17 protein-coding genes and 1 pseudogene are annotated in these 19,218 nt (G+C 71.0%); 11 read left to right on the top strand and 7 right to left on the bottom strand.

What is annotated here, in order from left to right:
• Nucleotides 1-149: 149 nt before the first annotated feature.
• The 6 genes from AC5WRT_RS22955 to AC5WRT_RS22930 form a co-directional block, all read right to left on the bottom strand.
• Nucleotides 150-1,034: a ComF family protein gene (locus AC5WRT_RS22955; RefSeq protein WP_496095519.1), complete on the bottom strand. Its 885-nt coding sequence runs from the start codon at nucleotides 1,032-1,034 to the stop codon at nucleotides 150-152.
• Between the two features lie 121 nt (nucleotides 1,035-1,155).
• Nucleotides 1,156-2,991: an LpqB family beta-propeller domain-containing protein gene (locus tag AC5WRT_RS22950; RefSeq protein ID WP_496095520.1), complete on the bottom strand. Its 1,836-nt coding sequence runs from the start codon at nucleotides 2,989-2,991 to the stop codon at nucleotides 1,156-1,158.
• Nucleotides 2,981-5,080 (bottom strand): MtrAB system histidine kinase MtrB, encoded by a 2,100-nt coding sequence (gene mtrB, locus AC5WRT_RS22945; RefSeq protein ID WP_496095521.1) that lies wholly within the window; start codon nucleotides 5,078-5,080, stop codon nucleotides 2,981-2,983. The genes AC5WRT_RS22950 and mtrB overlap by 11 nt, the downstream gene beginning before the upstream one ends.
• Before the next feature lies 1 nt (nucleotide 5,081).
• Nucleotides 5,082-5,771: a two-component system response regulator MtrA gene (gene mtrA / locus AC5WRT_RS22940; protein WP_187279108.1), complete on the bottom strand. Its 690-nt coding sequence runs from the start codon at nucleotides 5,769-5,771 to the stop codon at nucleotides 5,082-5,084.
• Nucleotides 5,772-5,967: 196 nt separating this feature from the next.
• Nucleotides 5,968-6,246, bottom strand: coding sequence for a ScoMcrA-related endonuclease (locus AC5WRT_RS22935; RefSeq protein ID WP_496095522.1), 279 nt, complete (start codon nucleotides 6,244-6,246; stop codon nucleotides 5,968-5,970).
• Nucleotides 6,247-6,513: 267 nt separating this feature from the next.
• A complete protein-coding gene (locus AC5WRT_RS22930; RefSeq protein WP_496100559.1) occupies nucleotides 6,514-7,224 on the bottom strand; it encodes an SDR family oxidoreductase in 711 nt (236 codons plus the stop codon).
• A gap of 88 nt (nucleotides 7,225-7,312) precedes the next feature.
• Between AC5WRT_RS22930 and AC5WRT_RS22925 the strand changes: the two genes are divergently transcribed.
• The 6 genes and pseudogenes from AC5WRT_RS22925 (at nucleotide 7,313) to AC5WRT_RS22900 (ending at nucleotide 11,966) form a co-directional block, all read left to right on the top strand.
• A complete protein-coding gene (locus AC5WRT_RS22925; RefSeq protein ID WP_496095524.1) occupies nucleotides 7,313-7,906 on the top strand; it encodes a TetR/AcrR family transcriptional regulator in 594 nt (197 codons plus the stop codon).
• Between the two features lie 3 nt (nucleotides 7,907-7,909).
• Complete coding sequence (locus AC5WRT_RS22920) at nucleotides 7,910-8,746, top strand: SDR family NAD(P)-dependent oxidoreductase (RefSeq protein WP_496095525.1); 837 nt, start codon at nucleotides 7,910-7,912, stop codon at nucleotides 8,744-8,746.
• A 787-nt stretch (nucleotides 8,747-9,533) separates the two neighbouring features.
• Nucleotides 9,534-10,577 (top strand): annotated as a pseudogene (gene repSA, locus AC5WRT_RS22915) (replication initiator protein RepSA); the annotation flags it as partial.
• Nucleotides 10,574-10,762: a helix-turn-helix domain-containing protein gene (locus AC5WRT_RS22910; protein ID WP_496095526.1), complete on the top strand. Its 189-nt coding sequence runs from the start codon at nucleotides 10,574-10,576 to the stop codon at nucleotides 10,760-10,762. The pseudogene repSA and the gene AC5WRT_RS22910, both read left to right, overlap by 4 nt.
• Nucleotides 10,762-11,235 carry a tyrosine-type recombinase/integrase gene (locus AC5WRT_RS22905; RefSeq protein ID WP_496095527.1) on the top strand — a complete coding sequence of 158 codons (474 nt, stop codon included), beginning with the start codon at nucleotides 10,762-10,764 and terminating at the stop codon, nucleotides 11,233-11,235. Before AC5WRT_RS22910 ends, AC5WRT_RS22905 begins: the two co-directional genes overlap by 1 nt.
• A complete protein-coding gene (locus AC5WRT_RS22900; RefSeq protein ID WP_496095528.1) occupies nucleotides 11,214-11,966 on the top strand; it encodes a tyrosine-type recombinase/integrase in 753 nt (250 codons plus the stop codon). Before AC5WRT_RS22905 ends, AC5WRT_RS22900 begins: the two co-directional genes overlap by 22 nt.
• A 305-nt stretch (nucleotides 11,967-12,271) precedes the next feature.
• On the opposite strand, the gene mtnA is transcribed toward AC5WRT_RS22900, so the two are convergent.
• Nucleotides 12,272-13,408 (bottom strand): S-methyl-5-thioribose-1-phosphate isomerase, encoded by a 1,137-nt coding sequence (gene mtnA / locus AC5WRT_RS22895; protein ID WP_496095529.1) that lies wholly within the window; start codon nucleotides 13,406-13,408, stop codon nucleotides 12,272-12,274.
• Between the two features lie 140 nt (nucleotides 13,409-13,548).
• Here mtnA and AC5WRT_RS22890 point away from each other — a divergent pair, with 140 nt between their 5' ends.
• The 5 genes from AC5WRT_RS22890 to AC5WRT_RS22870 are packed head-to-tail and all read left to right on the top strand — an operon-like array spanning nucleotide 13,549 to nucleotide 19,180.
• Nucleotides 13,549-14,907, top strand: coding sequence for a glycerophosphoryl diester phosphodiesterase membrane domain-containing protein (locus tag AC5WRT_RS22890; RefSeq protein WP_496095530.1), 1,359 nt, complete (start codon nucleotides 13,549-13,551; stop codon nucleotides 14,905-14,907).
• 4 nt (nucleotides 14,908-14,911) lie between these two features.
• Complete coding sequence (locus AC5WRT_RS22885) at nucleotides 14,912-15,688, top strand: DUF4129 domain-containing protein (protein ID WP_496095531.1); 777 nt, start codon at nucleotides 14,912-14,914, stop codon at nucleotides 15,686-15,688.
• The gene (locus AC5WRT_RS22880; RefSeq protein ID WP_496095532.1) at nucleotides 15,685-16,881 is read left to right on the top strand and encodes a DUF4350 domain-containing protein; all 1,197 of its coding nucleotides are present in this window, start codon (nucleotides 15,685-15,687) and stop codon (nucleotides 16,879-16,881) included. The genes AC5WRT_RS22885 and AC5WRT_RS22880 overlap by 4 nt, the downstream gene beginning before the upstream one ends.
• Entirely contained in the window at nucleotides 16,881-17,870 is a 990-nt protein-coding gene (locus AC5WRT_RS22875) for an AAA family ATPase (protein WP_496095538.1), read from the top strand. The genes AC5WRT_RS22880 and AC5WRT_RS22875 overlap by 1 nt, the downstream gene beginning before the upstream one ends.
• Complete coding sequence (locus AC5WRT_RS22870; RefSeq protein ID WP_496095533.1) at nucleotides 17,870-19,180, top strand: DUF58 domain-containing protein; 1,311 nt, start codon at nucleotides 17,870-17,872, stop codon at nucleotides 19,178-19,180. Before AC5WRT_RS22875 ends, AC5WRT_RS22870 begins: the two co-directional genes overlap by 1 nt.
• The last annotated feature ends 38 nt before the right edge of the window (nucleotides 19,181-19,218 follow it).

The following is a 19,218-nucleotide window of genomic DNA, read 5'->3' as shown; positions in this document are numbered from 1 at the left end:
CACGGCATTCCGATATGAGAGGTGTGGCCTGCGCCTTTCCTCACAACCGAACATATCTCGCCCGGACGGATGTCGTCACCCTCTACTCCGGCGTACCCCCGTTCAGGTGAATTCTCCTTCTCGCTACCTGCAACGATGCAGGTCGGCGGTCAGTTCCTGTTTATTTCGAAAGAATCCCGCGGAGCGGCGATCACGGCCGCACGGAGGGCATGCCGGGCGGTCTTCCCGGCCACCTTTTCCGGTGCACCATGCACCCAGTTCTCGCTCTCCGCTCGCGCTCCGATCCATCGTTCATCCCTTCCTTCCCGAGTTACGGCTCCGTACACGACTGTTCTCACTCGAGTTCGCTCCTGCGCCGCATCCCGGACGGCCCGTGCCGCCTCCGCGAGGCTGGCACCGGTCGTGATCAGGTCGTCGACGAGGACGACCTGTCCCGTGCCGAGCAGCCGGCCGCCACCCGCCGTCACCTCCAGCGCGCCCGCGAGGTTCGCGCGGCGCCGCCGCGCGTCCAGCCCGGTCTGGTCCGCCACCGGCCGCCGCTGGCGGAGCACGGCCGCCACCCTGGCCGGCGTCCCGGTGCGCCGCAGCTCACCGGCCGCCGCGAGCGCCATCCTCCGCACCGGGTCGTGCCCACGCGCCCGCACCGCCCACCGGGCCGACGGCACCGGGACGAGCAGCACGGTCCCGCGGCCCCCGGCACCGACAGCAACGCCGGCACGGCCGACGACACCGGCACCGCTCCCGACGAGCCCCGCTCGCACGACCCCCGCCAGCGCCGCGCCCAGCGCTCCCGCGAGGGCCAGCGCGCCTCGCTCCTTGTGCGCGAGAAGCAGCGTGCGCACCTCCTGCGCGTACGGCGCCGCCGCGTGCACCACCGGCAGCCCGGCCGGCTCCGGCACCGGCCGCACCCGCCGCGGCGCGTGTGCGTACAGCGCGGCCCGGCACCGCGGGCACAGCGCCGTACGAGGTGCTCCGCAGCCCGCGCAGTCGGCCGGCAGCACCAGGTCGGTCAGGTCCTGCCACCACCCCCGCATGTGCACCACTGTGCCAACGCCGCAGCGGCACGGCCACCCCTGTGGAAAACCCCTGTGGACAACTCTCGGAGACGCGTACCGCCCCTCACCCGCGGGGAAGGGGCGGTGTGCGACGGGGGGCTCAGCCCGGATAGACGGGTGCCGTGCCGTCCTTGTCGACCTTCTGCCACTGGGACCCGGACGGCAGCAGTACGATCCCGTCCTCCGAGTAGGCCACCAGCGGCACCCGCTCGTCCTCGGACGCGGCGATCGACTTGACGCCGGTGAGCGCGCCCGGTGCCGGCCCGTCGAGCGCGGAGCCGTCGACCTGGACGTACCGCATCTGCAGCACGCCGCCCTGCTCCCGGCCGACAACGAGCAGCCTGCTGTCCCCCGCCCACGACAGAGCGCTGACCTGCTCCAAATCGGGTGCGGCGGACCGCAGTTCGACCACCGCCGGCCCCTGCCCCGAGCCGTCGTCGCGCTGGATCCTGCCGATGAGCAGAGCCTGCTTGCCGTCCTTCTCCACCACCAGCGCGATCCGCACCCCGTCGGCGGCGACCCGCACGTCCCTGATCCGCCCGGACAGCTCCGGGACGGCGACCTGCGCCGGTTTGGTGGTGCCCTGTTCCAGGACGTACAGCCGCGAACGGCGCGGGTCCCGGTCGGCCACCCACAGATCGCCGCGGGCGTCCCAGCTCGGCGTGGTCAGTCGGTCGTCCGGGGTCGGGCCCTGGCTGGTCACCAGTGCGTTCCCGAGCGAAGCGCCCGACGCCAGCGAGGTCACGTACAGCGACCTGCCCTGGTCACCGACGCCGGCCGCGCTGTGCTCGTCCCGGGAGACCGCCACCGACTCGAAGGCCCTGTCACCCTGGCCCAGGGGTCCCGGCACCGGTACCGCGGCGGTGGTCGTGGGCCCCGCCGGCATCCGCACGAGCCGGTGCTTGGCGTCGAGGTAGTACAGGTTCTCCGGGCTCTTGGCCGCCCCGTGCCAGGCGGTGGCCTCGGCGCGCCCCTCGTTCAGCTCGCACAGCCGGTGGCCGCCGATGCCCTGCAACTCCACCGACTCCAGCGTCGGCGCCAGGCTCCGCAACGTGAACAGCACCTGCGTCGCCATCTCCGTGCACTTGGTCGCCGCGACCTGCGACACCTTCAGGTTCAGCGGCACGGTCAGCTTGTTCTGGTCGTCCGGCGCCAGCCCCGACACGTCCTTCTGCAGTGCCGTACCGGTCGGGAAGCTGGACCTGACGACCGGTCCGAGCCAGCGGGTGGGGCCGCCCACCAGCGAGCGGACGATCTGCGTCATCGGGTCGACCTTGCTGCGCACGAACACCGGATCGGCGACGGCCACCGGTTCCCCCGTCGACCCGACGGTCGTGTCGGAGGCGAAGTAGTACTTGTCGACCGACGTGTAGTTGCGCTGGAAGTCCGACTTGCCCATGACGACACCGTCGGGCAGCTCGTCGATGCGCCACTGGCCGTTCTTGGGGTCCCGGGTGAGGTGCACCTTCTTGCGGTAGGTGCCGGCGGCGGGCTCGTACGCCTGCTGCTCGTCCACGGTCGCGACCCTGCTGCCCGCGAGGACGCAGGTGATGCTGCTCGTGTGCTCCGTGCCCGGGCCCGGCCGGCAGTCCGGCTCGATGCTCGGCCCGTTGGCGAGGACGGTGGTGGACCGCTCGGGCCGCCACGTGTGCGCGGCCGCGGTCGTCAGGTACTTGCGGGCCGTGTCATACGCCGGATCGTCGCTGGTCAGCGCCTCCAGGAAGCCCTGCATGATCTCGGCGGGCCCGGCGCCGTCAGCCGGCGGCATGGCGAACACCCGTACCCCGGTGTCCTGCCGCGGCGTGGACTCCACGTTCCGCAGATCCCCGCTGTCGGGCATCGAGGCGCACCCGGCCAGCAGTACGGTCCCCAAGGCCGCCCATGTCACCGCGCGTCCCGGACCGAGCCGGGCGCCTCCCTCGCGGTCAGCGCCCACGAAATGCCTCCCCTGGCTCGGTCGAGTCCTGCGCATCGGCCGCGTCGGTACGGGCGGGGCCCGTGCCCGCGGCCGGAGTGGTGCCGGCTCTGTCCTCGGCGCGCCGTGCGCCACCGGTGGGCCGGGGCACCACGCGCGCGCCGTTGCCGGGCAGCGCGGCCGGATCGGCGGTGGGGGCCGGCCGCGACGCGATCGGGGCCCGCGGCGGCAGCGCGGACGACCGGGCGCTGCCCTTCTGCACCGGGACGGTCGCCCGCTTCTCCTCGCCACCGTCGGAAAGCCCGGCCTCGTCGAGGCCTCGGTTGCGGCGCGAGTCCTTGGGCTCCAGCGGTATCGGCGAGCCCCGCAACGGCTCGTCCGCGGTCCTGGGCAGCGTCAGCCGGAACTGGGAACCGCCGCCCGGCTCGCCCCAGGCCTGCAGCCAGCCGCCGTGCAGCCGCGCGTCCTCCAGGGCGATCGACAGCCCGAGGCCCGTGCCGCCGGTGGTACGCGCGCGTGCCGGATCCGCCCGCCAGAAGCGGCTGAAGACACGGGTCGCCTCGCCGGGCTTGAGCCCCACGCCGTAGTCGCGCACCGCGACGGCGACCGCGCCGCCCGCCGCGGCGAGCTTGACGACGACGTCCTTGCCCTCGCCGTGCTCGACGGCGTTGACCACGAGGTTGCGCAGCACGCGCTCCACCCGGCGGGCGTCCGCCTCGGCGATGACGGGCTGCTGGTCGCCGACCACGCGTATGTGCGTCCCCTTGCGCTCGGCAAGCGGCTCGGCGCCGCTGACCACGCGCCGTACGACCTCCCTGAGGTCGATCGGCTCCGCCTCCAGCGCCGCCGCGCCCGCGTCGAAGCGGCTGATCTCCAGCAGGTCGGCGAGCAGCGACTCGAACCGGTCCAGCTGGTCGGCGAGCAGCTCGGCCGACCGCGCGGTCACCGGGTCGAAGTCCTCGCGCGCCTCATGGATGACGTCGGCGGCCATACGGACGGTCGTCAGCGGGGTGCGCAGCTCGTGCGACACGTCCGACACGAACCGGCGCTGCATCCGCGACAGGTCCTCCAGCTGCTGGATCTTCACCTGGAGGTTCTGCGCCATCTTGTTGAAGGCCTCACCCAGACGGGCGATGTCGTCCTCGCCGGTGACCTTCATCCGCTCCTGCAACCGCCCCGCGGACAGCCGCTCGGCGATCCCGGCCGCCATCCGCACCGGCGTGACGACCTGGCGCACCACCAGCCAGGCGATCGCCCCGAGCAGCACGACCACGAACAGCCCGGCCGTCGCGAGCGTGCCCTTGACCAGGCTGAGGGACTTCTCCTCCTGGGTGAGCGGGAAGAGGTAGTACAGCTCGTACGGCCGCCCGTTGGGGTCGTTGACCTGCTTGCCGATGACGAGCGCCGGCTGCGAGTCCTTGCCGTTGGAGTAGACGATCCGGGTGTAGCTCTGAGCGGCGGTCGTCCCGCTGTTGACGCGCTCGCGCAGGTCGTCGGGGATGCTGGAGGTCGGGTTGACGTTCCCGGAGCCGCGCGGGCTGCGGCCGCCGCCGCTGTCGTCGCCGACGGGGAGCGTGACGACGTCGAAGGCGCCGGCGCCACCGCTGGACAGCGACTCCACGAGGTCGCTCATCCACTGGATGACGTTCTGGGACTGCCGACCGTCCGCGCTCGCCGTGCCGTCGGCGGTGCCGCTCCCGGCGGTCGCCCCCGTCCCGGTCCCGCCGGCCGCCTCGTCGGCCTTCTGCTTGGCCACCGCGAAGCCGCCGGTGGCCTGGCTCTGCGAGGCCTTCACCTTCGCGTCGAGCAGGCCGTTGCGCACCTGCCCGATCACGACGAAGCCCAGCAGGAGAACGACGCCCAGGGACATCACCAGGGTGGTGGCGACGACCCGCAGCTGGATGTTGCGCCGCCACAGCCGCATCACGGGCAGCAGCGGGCGGCGCACCCAGCGCAGGAACAGCCTGATGACCGGGCTGCCCTGGACCCCGCCCTGCAGCAGCCCGCCGTCGAAGAGAGCCCTCAACCGCGCACCCGCCGTCCGGCCGACAGGCCGCCCCGGCCGGATCCCGGACCGGCCGGGAGCCGAAGCGGCGCTGTCCCGGGACATGTCAGCTCGGCCCTGCCTTGTAACCCACGCCACGGACGGTCACCACGATCTCCGGCCGCTCCGGGTCCTTCTCGACCTTGGAGCGCAGCCGCTGGACGTGCACGTTGACGAGCCGCGTGTCGGCGGCGTGCCGGTAGCCCCACACCTGCTCGAGCAGCACCTCACGGGTGAACACCTGCCACGGCTTGCGGGCGAGCGCGACCAGCAGGTCGAACTCCAGCGGGGTCAACGCGATCGACTGCCCGTCCCGCTTCACCGAGTGCCCGGCCACGTCGATGACCAGGTCACCGATGGTCAGCTGCTCCGGCGCCGGCTCCTCCGACCTGCGCAGCCGCGCGCGGATCCGGGCGACCAGCTCCTTCGGCTTGAACGGCTTGACGATGTAGTCGTCGGCGCCCGACTCGAGGCCCACGACCACGTCGACGGTGTCGCTCTTGGCCGTGAGCATCACGATCGGCACCCCGGACTCGGCCCGGATCAGCCGGCACACCTCGATGCCGTCCCGTCCGGGCAGCATCAGGTCCAGCAGCACGAGATCGGGCTTGCTCTCGCGGAACGCGGCCAGCGCCTTGTCGCCGTCGGCTACGAAAGACGGCTCAAAACCTTCACCACGCAGCACGATGCCGAGCATCTCGGCCAGTGCGGTGTCGTCGTCGACGACAAGGACTCGTCCCTTCATAAACGACATCATCCCATTCTCGTAACAGCGACAGGCGCCCTGGTGAGGGAGGTCACTGGCCTGTGACGATAGTCGTATGGGGGCGTCACTGTCTGCCCTCGTCCGCGGTTGTTGATGTCAACCACGGATGTCAGCCCGGCCCGCCAGGATGGCCGCTGCTCGCCCCTGGCGCCTCGGCTCATCCTCGTCGTGGCCCGACTGATAGTCACTAGATCAGCTTCTCGACCTGGAAGCCAAGGCGCTTCAACCAGGCGACTGCGTGATCCTTGCCGCCGCTGAACTCGCCGGGCGCCAGTGCGCGGCCCTGATCCCACTTGTGCGCTACTCCGGCGATCGCCTTCGAGTCGTACTGCCGCCCCTGGTGCACGAGGACGTACCAACGGGCCTTGCCGAAGCGGTACGTCTCTAGGAACGCCTCGCGGCCCAACTCGTCGTGCTCGGCGATGGCCTTGAGCACGGACGCCCGTGTGATTGCTCCTCTATGCATGGCCGAAGGTTACGGCCAGCCACTGACACACGCGGTCGGCGTAGCGACCTTAGGCGAAGCCCCCGTCAGTTGTCCGCTCGACGAGTCGACGGCGTCCTTCGATGGCTAGAGGTGCGTTGGCGTACGTCACGAGAAGGCTCCTTGAGGCGGCGCAGAATGGGGTCGCGAGCAGCGGCTCGCGACCCCGTTCTGCATGCAGGCCATCACTTGCTCGCCGAAGCCGTTCCGTGTCACGACGGTGCGGCGGCTGGGCATGGCGAAGAAGTGTCAGGCAGTGAGACGTGCGCCGCCATCTGTTTCGATGACGGTTCCGGTGATGTTGGGGTTGGTGGCCAGCAGGACGATGGCCTCGGCGACATCCGGGGCGGTGGCTATGCGCTTGGTGGGCAGGGCGTCGGCAGCCTGCTTGAAGAACGCGGATCGGTCCTCGGCGGCGAGTCCGTCCCACCAGGGCGTATCGACGTATCCCGGCGAGACGGCGTTGACCCGGATCGGCGCCAGTTCGGCGGCGAGCGGTTGGACGAGCCCTTCGATGGCGGCGTTGAGCGAGCCGATCCCGGCGGTGCCGGGCAGGGCAGCCCTCGCTGTGACAGCTCCGACGACGGTGATCGAGGCGTCCTCGCTGAGGTGAGCGAGCGAGGCCTGCAGTGCGGTGACGGTGGGCCAGTACTTCTCCTCGAACGCCTGCCGCAGGCCATCGAGCGGCAAGTCGCCGAGCGGGCCGGCGCCGCCCTTGCCGGCGAGGGTGATGACGAGGTGGCGGATCGGGGCGATCTTCGCCGCGAGCGCGGCGGCCGCCTCCGCATCGGCGGCGTCGAGAACGTGCCCATGGACATCTCCGTCGATGGCCGCGGTTGCCCGGTTGAGTCGCGCTGCGTTTCGTCCGGCGATGTGAACCTCGTGTCCTCGGCTGGTGAGTTGCCGCGCGACCGCCAGGCCGACCCCCGACGTGCCACCGATCACGAGTGCAGTGGTCATGCTCGCTCCTTATTTCGAGACGTGACGTCTCGATGAGCCTAGCCCATTCCTAGACGTGACGTCTCGATAATGGATTAGGCTGACACGCATGACCGGCGCTACGACACCCGCCCGCGGCCGCAAGCGCAGCGAGCAGACAAGGCTCGCGATCCTCACCGCGGCCTACGAGCTCACGACCGAGGTCGGCTTCCCAGACCTCACCATCGAGGGCATCGCCGCCCGCGCCGGGGCGGGCAAGCAGACCGTGTACCGCTGGTGGCCCACAAAGGCGGACGTCCTGCTCGAAGCCCTGGCGCTCAAGGCAGATCTGAAGGTCTCAACCGCGGACCAGGGTTCATTCGACGCGGAGCTGGACGCGTTCCTGCGTGACTCCGCCGCCCTAATGGCCTTCCCAGGGGTGGTCCCCGTCCTGCGCTCCTTGATGGCCGAGGCACAGCGCGACGCAGACTTCCGGCGCCGCTTCCAGGACGGCTTCCTGACCAAACGCAGGGCCGCGCTCGAGACCATCGTCGAGCGGTCCGCAGCCCGCGGCGACAAGCCCGCTCACCTGACCGCAGCCTTCGCCGCCGACCTGGTGTTCGGCCTGATCTGGTACCGGGTCCTCGCCACCGAGCGCCTGCTCGGCCAAGACGACATCACCGCCATCCGACGACTGCTGAACGCACACCCCGGCCAGGAGTAGCAGATGCCCGATCGAACCATCGTCATCACCGGAGCAACCGACGGACTGGGCCGCGCACTCAGCGGCGCCCTCGCACGCCAGCCCGCAACGACACTCATCCTCCACGGACGCAACCAGAGCCGCCTCGACGAACTGGCCACCACGCTGGCCGATGCACCGGCCTCGATCCACACGATCCGGGCCGACTTCTCCGAGCTGGCGCAAGTACACCGCCTTGCGGACGAGATCACCGAGTTCACCGATCACGTCTCGGCGCTGGTCAACAACGCCGGCATCGGCGGCGGCGAACCAGACGGAACCGACCGCCGACTCACCGTCGACGGGCACGAGCTCCGCTTCGCGGTCAACCATCTCGCCCCGTTCGCGCTAACCCAGCACCTGCTGCCGCTGCTCGACCGCGGAGCCCCCGCCCGTATCGTCAACGTCGCTTCGATCGGCCAGGCCCCCATCAACTTCGACGACCCCACCCTCGAACACGGCTACTCGGGCACGCGCGCATACGGCCAGTCCAAACTGGCCATGATCACCACCGGCTTCGCGCTCGCCCGACAACTCGACCCGCACCAGGTCACGGTCAACAGCCTGCACCCGGCCACCTACATGCCGACCAAGATGGTCCTGGACTCGGTCGGTTACAGCATCGACTCCCTCGAAGCCGGCCTGCACGCCACCCTGCGCCTCATCCTCGCCCCCGAACTCGACGGGGTGACCGGACAGTTCCACGACCGCACCCGTGCCGCAAGGGCACACGCCGATGCCTACGATCCGAGCATCCAGCAGAAGCTCTGGGACCTCAGCACCAGACTCACCAAGCGCCCTGAACGACCCTCGAAGATCTAACAGCACTGCCCGACACCCCGTCGGCGCCACCAACCTCATGGCCCGCAACAACTAGCCCCCTCGATGCGAACTACGGGCGGGACGGTCGCTGCATCTCGCTGCTGTACAGGTTTAGCAAGTCTCATCCAGGAGCAACATCGAACGGCCGTCGTCCGACTCAAACTCGTACGCCTTATACACCGGCTCGATCGGCCAATCCGGGCCTTTGATGACCCCTCCCGGACCTTCGTAGCGCTTCTCTGCGCACGACCAGGTCTCGGCGCGCTGGTCGACGGGGACATCTCGGATCCTCGTACTTGCCCCGTGCCCAACGACCACCAACGATGCTGAGACGGCCAATCGCCGAGCCACCCGAATGTCCAGAGGACCACGCTTCAAGTGCCACCGAGCTCCGGCGTGCTCGTCGATCACGCCAGTCTCGACAACGGACATCCACGCTTCGGGCGGATCAGCTGGTTCCATCGATGCGAGGAACTGCTGAAACGACTCGTTACGACGAGGCTTGCGGGGCATGGTCCCAGTCTGAGTGCTCAGCCGACGACGAGCCAACCTACCCAACCCCCGTGTGCTCGTTCGCTGACCTGCGCATCATGCCCCGTCAGTTCCTCTGGAAGTGGTGATCCAAGACTGGCTGTCATCGTCTGTCAACGTCGGTTCGCCTCGGACGGCCCAGTGACGGTCCCGGGTTCGACCACTGTCCCGGTGTGCCGGGCTGGTACCTCCAGTGAGTCCCCGGGGTGTACTCGCGATTGCCGAGCACCAGACGGTGGCCGCTGACCGGCCTGGACGATCTCACCCCGGACGACTCTTCGCCACCCTCACCGCCCCCTCCTTCGGCCCCGTCCACAACCGCCCCGACCGAGGCACCTGCCGCTGCGGCACCCACCACCCCGCCGACGACCCCGCCATCGGCACCGCCATCGACCCGGAAACGTACGACTACGCGGGGGCGGTGCTGTTCAACAACCACGCCGGGCAGCTCTGGCAGCGCTTCACCACCCGCCTGCGCCGTGAGATCGCCGCCCGTGCCGGCCTTTCCCGCCGGGAACTCCCCGATCACCTCCGCGTTTCCTACGGCAAGGTCGCCGAGTTACCGAAGCGCGGTGCCCTTCACTTCCACGCCGTCATCCGCCTCGACGGCCCGGAAGGCCCCGACACCCCGCCGCCTGCGTGGGCCACCGTCAGCCTCCTCACCGACGCCATCAGCGCCGCCGCCGCACACTCCTGCACCTCGGTCTCCGTTCCGGCCGCCGAAGAGCAGCCCGCCCGGACCTTCCGCTGGGGCGCCTAACTCGACGTCCGACCCGTGAAGGCCTTCGGCGACGGCTCCGACATCACCGAACAGGCCGTCGCCTCTTACGTCGCCAAGTACGCCACCAAAGCTGCCGAGAACACCGGCACCCTCGACCGCCGCATCGGTGAGCTCGCCGAACTCGACCGCCACCAGGTCCCCGACCACACCCGCCGCCTCATCCAAGCGTGCAAGGAACTCGACCCGCTCTACCCCGACCGCCGCCTGTGGGCCTGGGCCCACATGCTCGGCTTCCGCGGCCACTTCAGCTCCAAGTCCCGCCGCTACTCCACCACCCTCGGCGCCCTCCGCCAGGCACGCGCCGACTACCGCGCCGCCCAGGAACGCGAGGCCCTCGGCCTGGAGGACGCCGAGCCGGACACCGTCCTGGTCCTGGCCGACTGGCAATACGCCGGCCACGGCCACACCCCCGGCGAATCCACCCTCGCCGCATCGATCGCACGTGACCTCCAGCTCAACCGAGAGACCGCCCGCGAAGCCCTGCAAGACCCACGCACCGAGGAAGGAGCCGCCGCATGACCACCGTCACTCCAGAGCCGCTGACCGTGCCGGAAGTCATGACGCGGCTCAAGGTCGGCCGGTCCAAGGTCTACGACCTGATCCGTACCCGCCGCCTCGTCTCGATCAAGATTGACCGGTGCCGCCGCATCCCGGCTGACGCCGTACAGGACCTCATCCGCGGGCAGATCGAGGAGGCTGCCTGATGCCTCGGCGCAAGCGGAACCCGAACGGCTCGGGCACGGTGATGAAGCGGGCTGACGGCCGGTATCAGGCGGCGGTCTACGTCCCTCAGCCGGACGGGACTGTGAAGCGGAAGTACGCGTACGGCAAGACCTACGAGGACTGCGACCGGAAGCGCCGGGAGCTGATCGACCGCTCCAACGGCGGCGTTCCGACCCCGACGCGCGACATGACCTTGGGGCAGTGGTTCGACTACTGGCTTGAGGTCGTGGTGCGGCCGAACCTGGCGACGAACAGCTACACCGCGTACGAGCAAGCGGTGCGGCTCCACCTTCGCCCTCGCCTCGGCTCCAAGGTCATGACGAAACTGGGCGTCACGGAGCTGCGCGGGGTCGCACAGCGGCTCGCAGAGGATGAAGGAGCAAGACCGCCAAGCGGGTGCTACGGGCCCTCTCAGCGTCGCTCACGGCCGCGATGGTCGAAGACATCGGCCTGACGCGGAACGTGGCGAAGCTCGTCCATGTGCGGACGGCCACGGACAGCGGCAAGAGCTGGGATGCCGTGACGGTGCTCCGGTTCCTGGCTGCTGCTCGGTGGCTGACCCCGTACTACCCGGCCTTCCTGCTGTTGTGCCTGCTCGGCCTGCGACGGGCTGAGGTCTGCGGCATCCGCTGGGAGAACATCGACTTGGACAACCGGATCATCTGGGTAGAGCAGCAGCGACAGCGCACAAGCGCCGGCACAATCGATGTGGAGCTGAAGAGCACCACCTCAAAGGCTCCGCTTCCGCTGCCCGCGCAGTGCATCGCCCCGCTGCGCTGGACCAGGATGCGCACCGCCATGCTGCGAGAGCGCGCGATCACTCGGGGGCGCCCTTGGTTCGACGACCCCGAGGGGCACGTGTTCGTCACGCGCACCGGTCGGCCGCTCCAAACGGCTCACCTGTACCTGGTCATGCAGCGGATCATCAAGGCTGAGGGGCTGGGCCGGATGAACCCCAAGGGGCTCCGGAAGTCCTGCGGAACACTCCTGGTGCATCTCCGGGTGCACCCGCGGATCGTCAAGGCAGTCCTGAGGCACAGCCGGATCGCTACGACCATGGACATCTACGCTGAGGCGCTGGACCCGGACGTGATCGAGGCGGTTGGACAGCTTGACCGGCTGCTGCGGCAACCGGCCCGGATCCGGGAACTTGAGGTCGGCCGACCCGGCTCCGAAGCCGCTTGATGTCACCTTTGGATGTCACGGCCCCTTTGCCCGCGCATCGGCGCAGGTGGAGGGGCCGTTTCCGTTGATCGGTCCGCCACCGTTCCATTCTCATAACAGCGACAGGTGCCCTGGTGAGGGAGGTCACTGGCCGGTGACCTTAGTCGTACCGGGCCGTCACTGTCTGCCCCTGTCCGCGGGCGCTGATGTCAGTGCCGGATGTCCGCCTCTCCTCGGGACGGGCCCCGGAGCCGGTTCTGGGCGCGGCTCGACAGCTCTGCCACTTCCGCGCACATGGCTGTTTTCGTCGGTCGAGCCGGCACAGCTCAGCCGATCGTCGTCTCGCGTGACCTGGCGCACAGCTCCGCGAGAGCCTCGGCCGTCACCGGTGAGACGGCTCCCTCCTCGGTGACGATGGCCGTCACCAGCTCGGGCGGCGTGACGTCGAACGCCGGGTTGTACGCCTGGGTCCCCAGGGGCGCCACCGGAATCCCGCCTCCCGCTCCCGCCACCTGAGGTGCGGTGATCTCCGTCACCTCGAGGCCGGGTCGCTGCTCGACCTCGATGGACGCCCCGTCGGGGGTGTCCGGATCGACCGTCGTCACCGGCGCCACCACGATGAACGGCACGTGGTGGTACCGCGCCAGCACGGCGAGCGGATAGCTCCCCACCTTGTTCGCCACCGAGCCGTCGGCCGCGATCCGGTCCGCCCCGATCAGCACCGCGTCCACCTCTCCCCCCGCGAGCAGCGAACCCGCCGCGTTGTCGGTGAGCAAGGTGTAGGCCATACCGCTGCGGGCCGCTTCGTACGCCGTGAGACGAGCTCCTTGCAGCAACGGACGCGTCTCATCCACCCACAGACGCCGCAGCCGCCCCTCACGATGCGCCGCGAGGGCCACCGCGAAGGCCGTGCCCTCCCCGCCCGATACCAGCGAACCGCTGTTGCAGTGGGTGAGGATCCGGTGCCCGCCGCCCGGCAGCAACTCGTCCAGCAGCGCCAGCCCGTGAGCCGCCATCCGCGCACTGGCCTCGGCGTCCTCCCGGTGCAGCGCCCGCGCCGCGGCCAGCGCGGCCGTCGCCGCCTCGGTGGGATCGCCGGTCTTCGCCAGCACGGCCTCATGGGCGGCCCGGGCCCGGCGCACCCCGACGGACAGGTTCACCGCCGTGGGCCGGGCGCCCTCGAGCAAGCGTGCCGCCTCGGCCACGTCGAAGCCGCGCGCGGCGGCGAGCGCGACCCCGTACGCCCCTGCGATCCCCAGCAACGGCGCCCCGCGCACGGCCAACGAACGGACCGCCTCCACCAGCGCCGACGCATCCGTGCACACCAGCTCGACCTCCTCGGCGGGCAGCCGTGTCTGATCGAGAAGGACCAGCACAGGGCCTTCGGGCGGTTCCTCCCATCGGATCGCAGGTATCTCGGTCGGCCGCTTGTCACCCTCGGTTCGCGCCTGCTGATCAGCCATGCCGTCAGTCTGCCCCGTATCCGGCGAACAATTGAAGGCATCCAGCCCCCACCGCCGCCGGTCCGCCGATGACCACCCCATGGCACGATGGCTGCCAACCTGCCGTCGCGACCGCGGACGGGCACCGAGAAGGAGCTTCGATGACAGACACTCCGGGCTGGGCCTCGCCCGGAACCGCCCCGTCGAACGAGGGGCGGGAACCCGGCACCGCCGGTCCCGCCGAACCTGCCGACCGCCCCGGCGACACCGCGCCCGCACCGCAGCAGGATCAGCATGCGCACGGCCGGGGTGTGAAGTGGTCCAAGGAGCAGCCGCCACCCGGCCAGTGGTCCGCGCCCACCGGTGTCCCGAGCCCCCAGCAGGCTCCGCCTACCCCGCCGCCCGGACCGGGCTGGACCGGACAGCCGTACGGCGGCCAGGGAGGCCAACCAGGCCGGCACGCAGGCCAGCCGGGCGGCTACGGCACCCCCGGCGGCTACGGAGCCTGGGGCGGCGGCTGGGGCGGCCCCCCGCCCGCCGCCAAGCCCGGCGTCATCCCGCTGCGCCCGCTCGGCGTCGGCGAGATCCTCGACGGCGCCGTCTCCACCATGCGCACCTACTGGCGCACGGTGCTCGGCATCTCACTGGCGGTCGCCCTCCTCCTCGACACCAGCACCGTCCTGCTGCAGGGCCTCGTCCTGAACGACACCGTCGTCCGGTCGACGCTCAACGACCCCAACACCAGCCCCGACGAGGCATTCCGCGCCCTGCGCGAGACCATGATCGGAGCTGGGATCGTCACGGTGATCCGCGCGGTCGCCGTCATCATCGCCACCGCCCTGCTCACGACCGTCACCAGCCGAGCCGTCCTCGGCCGACCGGTCGGCGCGAGGGAGGCCTGGCGCGAGTCCCGGCCGCAGATTCCGCGGCTCTTCGGCCTGCTCATCCTGCTCGCCCTGATCTTCACCGGTGTCACCGTCGGCGGCGCACTGCCCGGCTTCCTCCTCCTGCTCGCCGGCAACCACGCCGGCGGAGCCGCCCTGCTCGTCCTGGGCCTCCTCGGCGCAGCCGTCGTCGTGGTCTGGCTGGGCATCCGCTATTACCTGGCCGCGCCCGCCCTGATGCTGGAACGGCAGGGCGTCGTGAAGTCCATGAAGCGCTCCGCCAAGCTCGTCCGCGGCTCCTGGTGGCGCACCTTCGGCATCGTGCTGCTCACCGTGGTCATCACCGCCATCGTCTCGGCGGTCATCACCATCCCGTTCACCGCCTTCGGGGCCGCCGTGAGCGGCGACGGCATGAACAGCCTGCTCGGCACCGGCGGCCACATCAGCTGGGCCTCCCTGATCGTCCAGGGAATCGGCGCCCTGATCGGCACCACGCTCACCCTCCCGATCAGCGCGGGCGTCACCGTGCTGCTGTACATCGACCAGCGCATCCGGCGCGAGGCCCTCGACCTCGAACTGGCCCGCGCCGCCGGCGTCCAGGGCACCGCCGGCCCCGGTGCCGTCCCGGGGAGCTGATGCGGTGAGTCCCACGGGGGGAGTGCCCACGGCGGCGGCCCCGGCCCACGCCGACGGCACAGCCGTACGCGGCCTGCTGCACGCGGTGGACACCGTCCTGCGCGCGGCGGGCGGCCCGTCTCCCGGGCCACCGGTGACACTCCCGCGTGAGCCCGCACGGGAGGCGGCTCGCCGCGAGCTGTCCAAGCGGATGTACCACGAGAACGATCCCGGGCTGTTCCAGCGTGCCCTGAACGCGTTCTGGAACTGGCTCGACCGGCTGTTCGGCTCGGCCGCCTCGGCGACCCCCGGCGGCACGGTCGGCCTGATAGTCGTGATCCTGTTCATCGCCGCCGTCCTGGCCGCCCTGTGGTGGCGCCTGGGCACACCACGCCGGCAGCCCTCCTCCGCCGCCGCCCTGTTCGACGACCGCCCCCGCAGCGCCGCCGAACACCGCGCGACCGCCGAGGCACATGCGGCCCAGGGCCACTGGAACCACGCCGTGCAGGAACGCATGCGGGCCATCGTCCGCTCCCTGGAGGAACGCACCCTGCTCGACGTCCGCCCGGGCCGCACCGCCGACGAGGCGGCCGCCGAGGCCGGCGGAACCCTGCCCGCACACACCGACCGACTGCGCACCGCGGCCCGCGAGTTCGACGACGTGACATACGGCGGACGCAGGGCCACCGAGGAGTCGTACCTCCGTATCTCGGAACTCGACCGGGACCTGGAACGCACGAGGCCCGTCAGCCACAGCAGCATCGGCACGGCCCACAGCACCCGCCAGGGGGCCGCCGGGTGACCGCCGAGGCCACGGTACCGACCGCCTCCACCGCGCCCAGCGTCCGCCAGGTGTGGACGCGCGAGCGAGGCGTCGCGCTCGCCGCCGTGCTGATCCTGGCGGCAGCCGTCGTCATGGCGGTCGTACGCTCCACCGACCGGCACGGCGAACTCGACCCGCGCTCCGCCGACCCCTACGGCAGCCGTGCCGTCGCCCAACTCCTCGCCGACCGGGGCGTCTCCACGCGCGTGGTCACCACGCTGGGCGCCGCACGCGCCGCCGCCGGGCCCGACACCACTCTTCTCATCGCCGTACCCGACCTGCTGACCGACCGGCAACAGGACCGGCTGCACCAGGCCACGGCGAACTCCGGCGGACGCACCGTGCTCGTCGCTCCCGGCAGCCCGTCCGTGGAGCGACTCGCCCCCGGAGTCGCCGCGGACCCCGCCACCAGCACCGGCACCACACTGGCCCCCCACTGCCACCTGCCCGAGGCCCGGCGCGCGGGCAGCGCCGACACCGGCGGAGTCCGCTACACCACCACCCACCTCGACGCCGACTCCTGCTACCCCAGCGCACGCCTCGCCACCCTGCTGCGCATCCCGCAGACATCCGCGGACGGCGACACCGTCGTGCTCGGCGCGCCCGACATCCTCCTCAACGACCGCCTCGACAAGCAGGGCAACGCCTCGCTCGCCCTCCAGCTTCTCGGCTCGCGCCCCCATCTGGTCTGGTACCTCCCCTCGCTCTCCGACACGTCTGCCGCGGGCGACGGCGACCGCAGGAACTTCGTCGACCTGCTCCCCTCGGGCTGGCTCTGGGGCACCCTGCAGCTCTTCGTCGCAGCCGCCCTCGCGGCCTTCTGGCGGGCACGCCGCTTCGGCCCCCTCGTGCCCGAAAAGCTCCCCGTCGCGATCCGCGCCTCCGAGACCGCCGAAGGCCGCGCCCGCCTCTACCGCAAGGCCGACGCCCGCGACCGCGCGGCCGCCGCTCTTCGCTCCACCACCCGCACCCGCCTCGCCCCCCTCGTCGGCGTCCCCGTCGCCCAGGCGCATTCGCCCGAGGCCCTGCTCCCCGCCCTGTGCGCTCACCTCACCGGCGGACAACAGGCCCTGCACTCCCTCCTCTTCGGACCGCCGCCCGGCGACGACGCGGCCCTCATCGCACTGACCGACCAACTCGACGCCCTCGAAAGAGAGGTACGCCGTCCATGATGGACCCGACCACTGACAACGCCGGGAACACCGGGGACGCGAGCACCGCCCGAGCCTCCCTGGAAGCCCTGCGCGCCGAGATCGCCAAAGCCGTGGTCGGCCAGGACCCCGCCGTGACCGGCCTCGTCGTCGCCCTCCTGTGCCGCGGACACGTCCTCCTCGAAGGAGTCCCCGGAGTCGCCAAGACACTGCTCGTGCGCACCCTCGCATCCGCACTCGAACTCGACACCAAGCGCGTCCAGTTCACCCCCGACCTGATGCCGAGCGACGTCACCGGCTCCCTCGTCTACGACGCCCGCACCGCCGAGTTCTCCTTCCAGGAAGGCCCGGTCTTCACCAATCTCCTCCTCGCGGACGAGATCAACCGCACCCCGCCCAAGACCCAGTCCTCCCTCCTCGAGGCCATGGAGGAGCGCCAGGTCACGGTCGACGGCACCCCACGCCCGCTCCCCGAGCCGTTCCTGGTCGCGGCTACCCAGAACCCGGTCGAGTACGAGGGCACCTACCCTCTCCCCGAGGCCCAACTGGACCGTTTCCTCCTCAAACTGACGATCCCCCTGCCCTCCCGGCAGGACGAGATCGACGTCCTCACCCGCCACGCCTCGGGCTTCAACCCGCGCGACCTGCGCGCCGCCGGCGTACGCCCCGTGGCGGATGCCGCCGACCTCGAGGCGGCCCGTGCCGCCGTCGCCAAGACGACCGTCTCTCCGGAGATCGCCGCCTACGTCGTCGACATCTGCCGCGCCACCCGCGAGTCGCCCTCGCTCACCCTCGGCGTCTCCCCCCGCGGCGCCACCGCTCTGCTGGCCACCTCACGCGCCTGGGCCTGGCTCACGGGCCGCGACTACGTCATCCCCGACGACGTCAAGGCCCTCGCTCTGCCCACCCTGCGCCACCGGGTCCAGTTGCGACCCGAGGCCGAGATGGAAGGCGTGACGGCGGACTCCGTCATCAACGCCGTCCTCGCCCACGTCCCGGTCCCCCGCTGATGGCACTCACCGGACGCGCCGCCCTCCTCGCGGCACTCGGCTCTCTCCCCGTCGGCATCCTGGAACCCGGCTGGACGGGCATCCTCGCGGTCAACGGCTCCCTGGCCCTCGTCTGCGCCTGCGACTACGTGCTTGCCGCCCCCGTACGACGGCTCGTCCTGTCCCGGTCCGGCGACACCTCCACCCGCCTCGGCGACTCCGCCGATGTCACACTCACGGTCACCAACCCCTCCCGACGTCTCCTGCGAGCTCACCTGAGGGACGCCTGGCCGCCCAGCAGTTGGCGGCCCGGCACCGAGGTCGAGGCCTCCCGCCACCGGCTGACCGTCCCGCCGGGCGAACGCAGACGCGTGACGACGAGACTGCGCCCCACCCGCCGTGGCGACCGCCATGCGGACCGCGTGACGATCCGCTCCTACGGGCCCCTCGGCCTGTTCTCCCGCCAGGGCTCCCACAGGCTGCCCTGGTCGGTACGAGTTCTGCCCCCGTTCACCAGCCGAAAGCACCTTCCGTCGAAACTCGCCCGATTGCGTGAACTCGACGGCCGCACCAGCGTGCTGACACGCGGCGAGGGAACGGAATTCGACAGTCTCCGGGAGTACGTCCCCGGCGACGACACCCGCTCGATCGACTGGCGCGCCACCGCTCGTCAGACCACCGTGGCCGTCCGCACGTGGCGCCCGGAACGGGACCGTCACATCCTGCTCGTCCTGGACACCGGCCGCACCTCGGCCGGCCGTGTGGACGACGCACCACGCCTCGACGCATCCATGGACGCCGCGCTCCTCCTGGCGGCCCTGGCCTCCCGGGCCGGCGACCGCGTGGCGCTGTTGGCGTACGACCGCCGGGTACGCGCCCTGGTCCAGGGCCTTTCCGCCGGGGACGTGCTGCCGGGTCTGGTGAACGCGATGGCGACGCTGGAACCGGAACTCGTCGAGACGGACGCCCGTGGCCTCACCGCGGCTGTGCTGCGTACGGCACCTCGCCGATCCCTGATCGTCCTGCTCACGACGCTCGACGCCGCGCCGGTGGAAGAAGGCCTGCTTCCTGTGCTTGCGCAGCTCACTCAGCGACACACACTTCTGGTCGCCTCGGTGGCCGACCCACGCATCGCTCGCATGGCCGAGGCGAGGGGCAGCGCGGACGCGGTCTACGAGGCCGCGGCGGCGGCACAGGCGCGGAACGAGCGCGGACGCACCGCTGAGCAGCTGCGCCGGCACGGGGTGACGGTCGTGGACGCGACGCCGGAGGACCTTGCCCCGGCACTGGCGGACGCATATCTCGCGCTGAAGGCGGCGGGCCGCCTCTGAGCGGCCATGGTCCGGCCGCCCTCCGTGTGGTCAGAAAT

It is taken from the genome of Streptomyces sp. NTD91 (assembly GCF_059510455.1).
The sequence above is the reverse complement of the archived record's forward strand: the minus strand, read 5'-3'. Positions and strand labels throughout refer to the sequence as shown.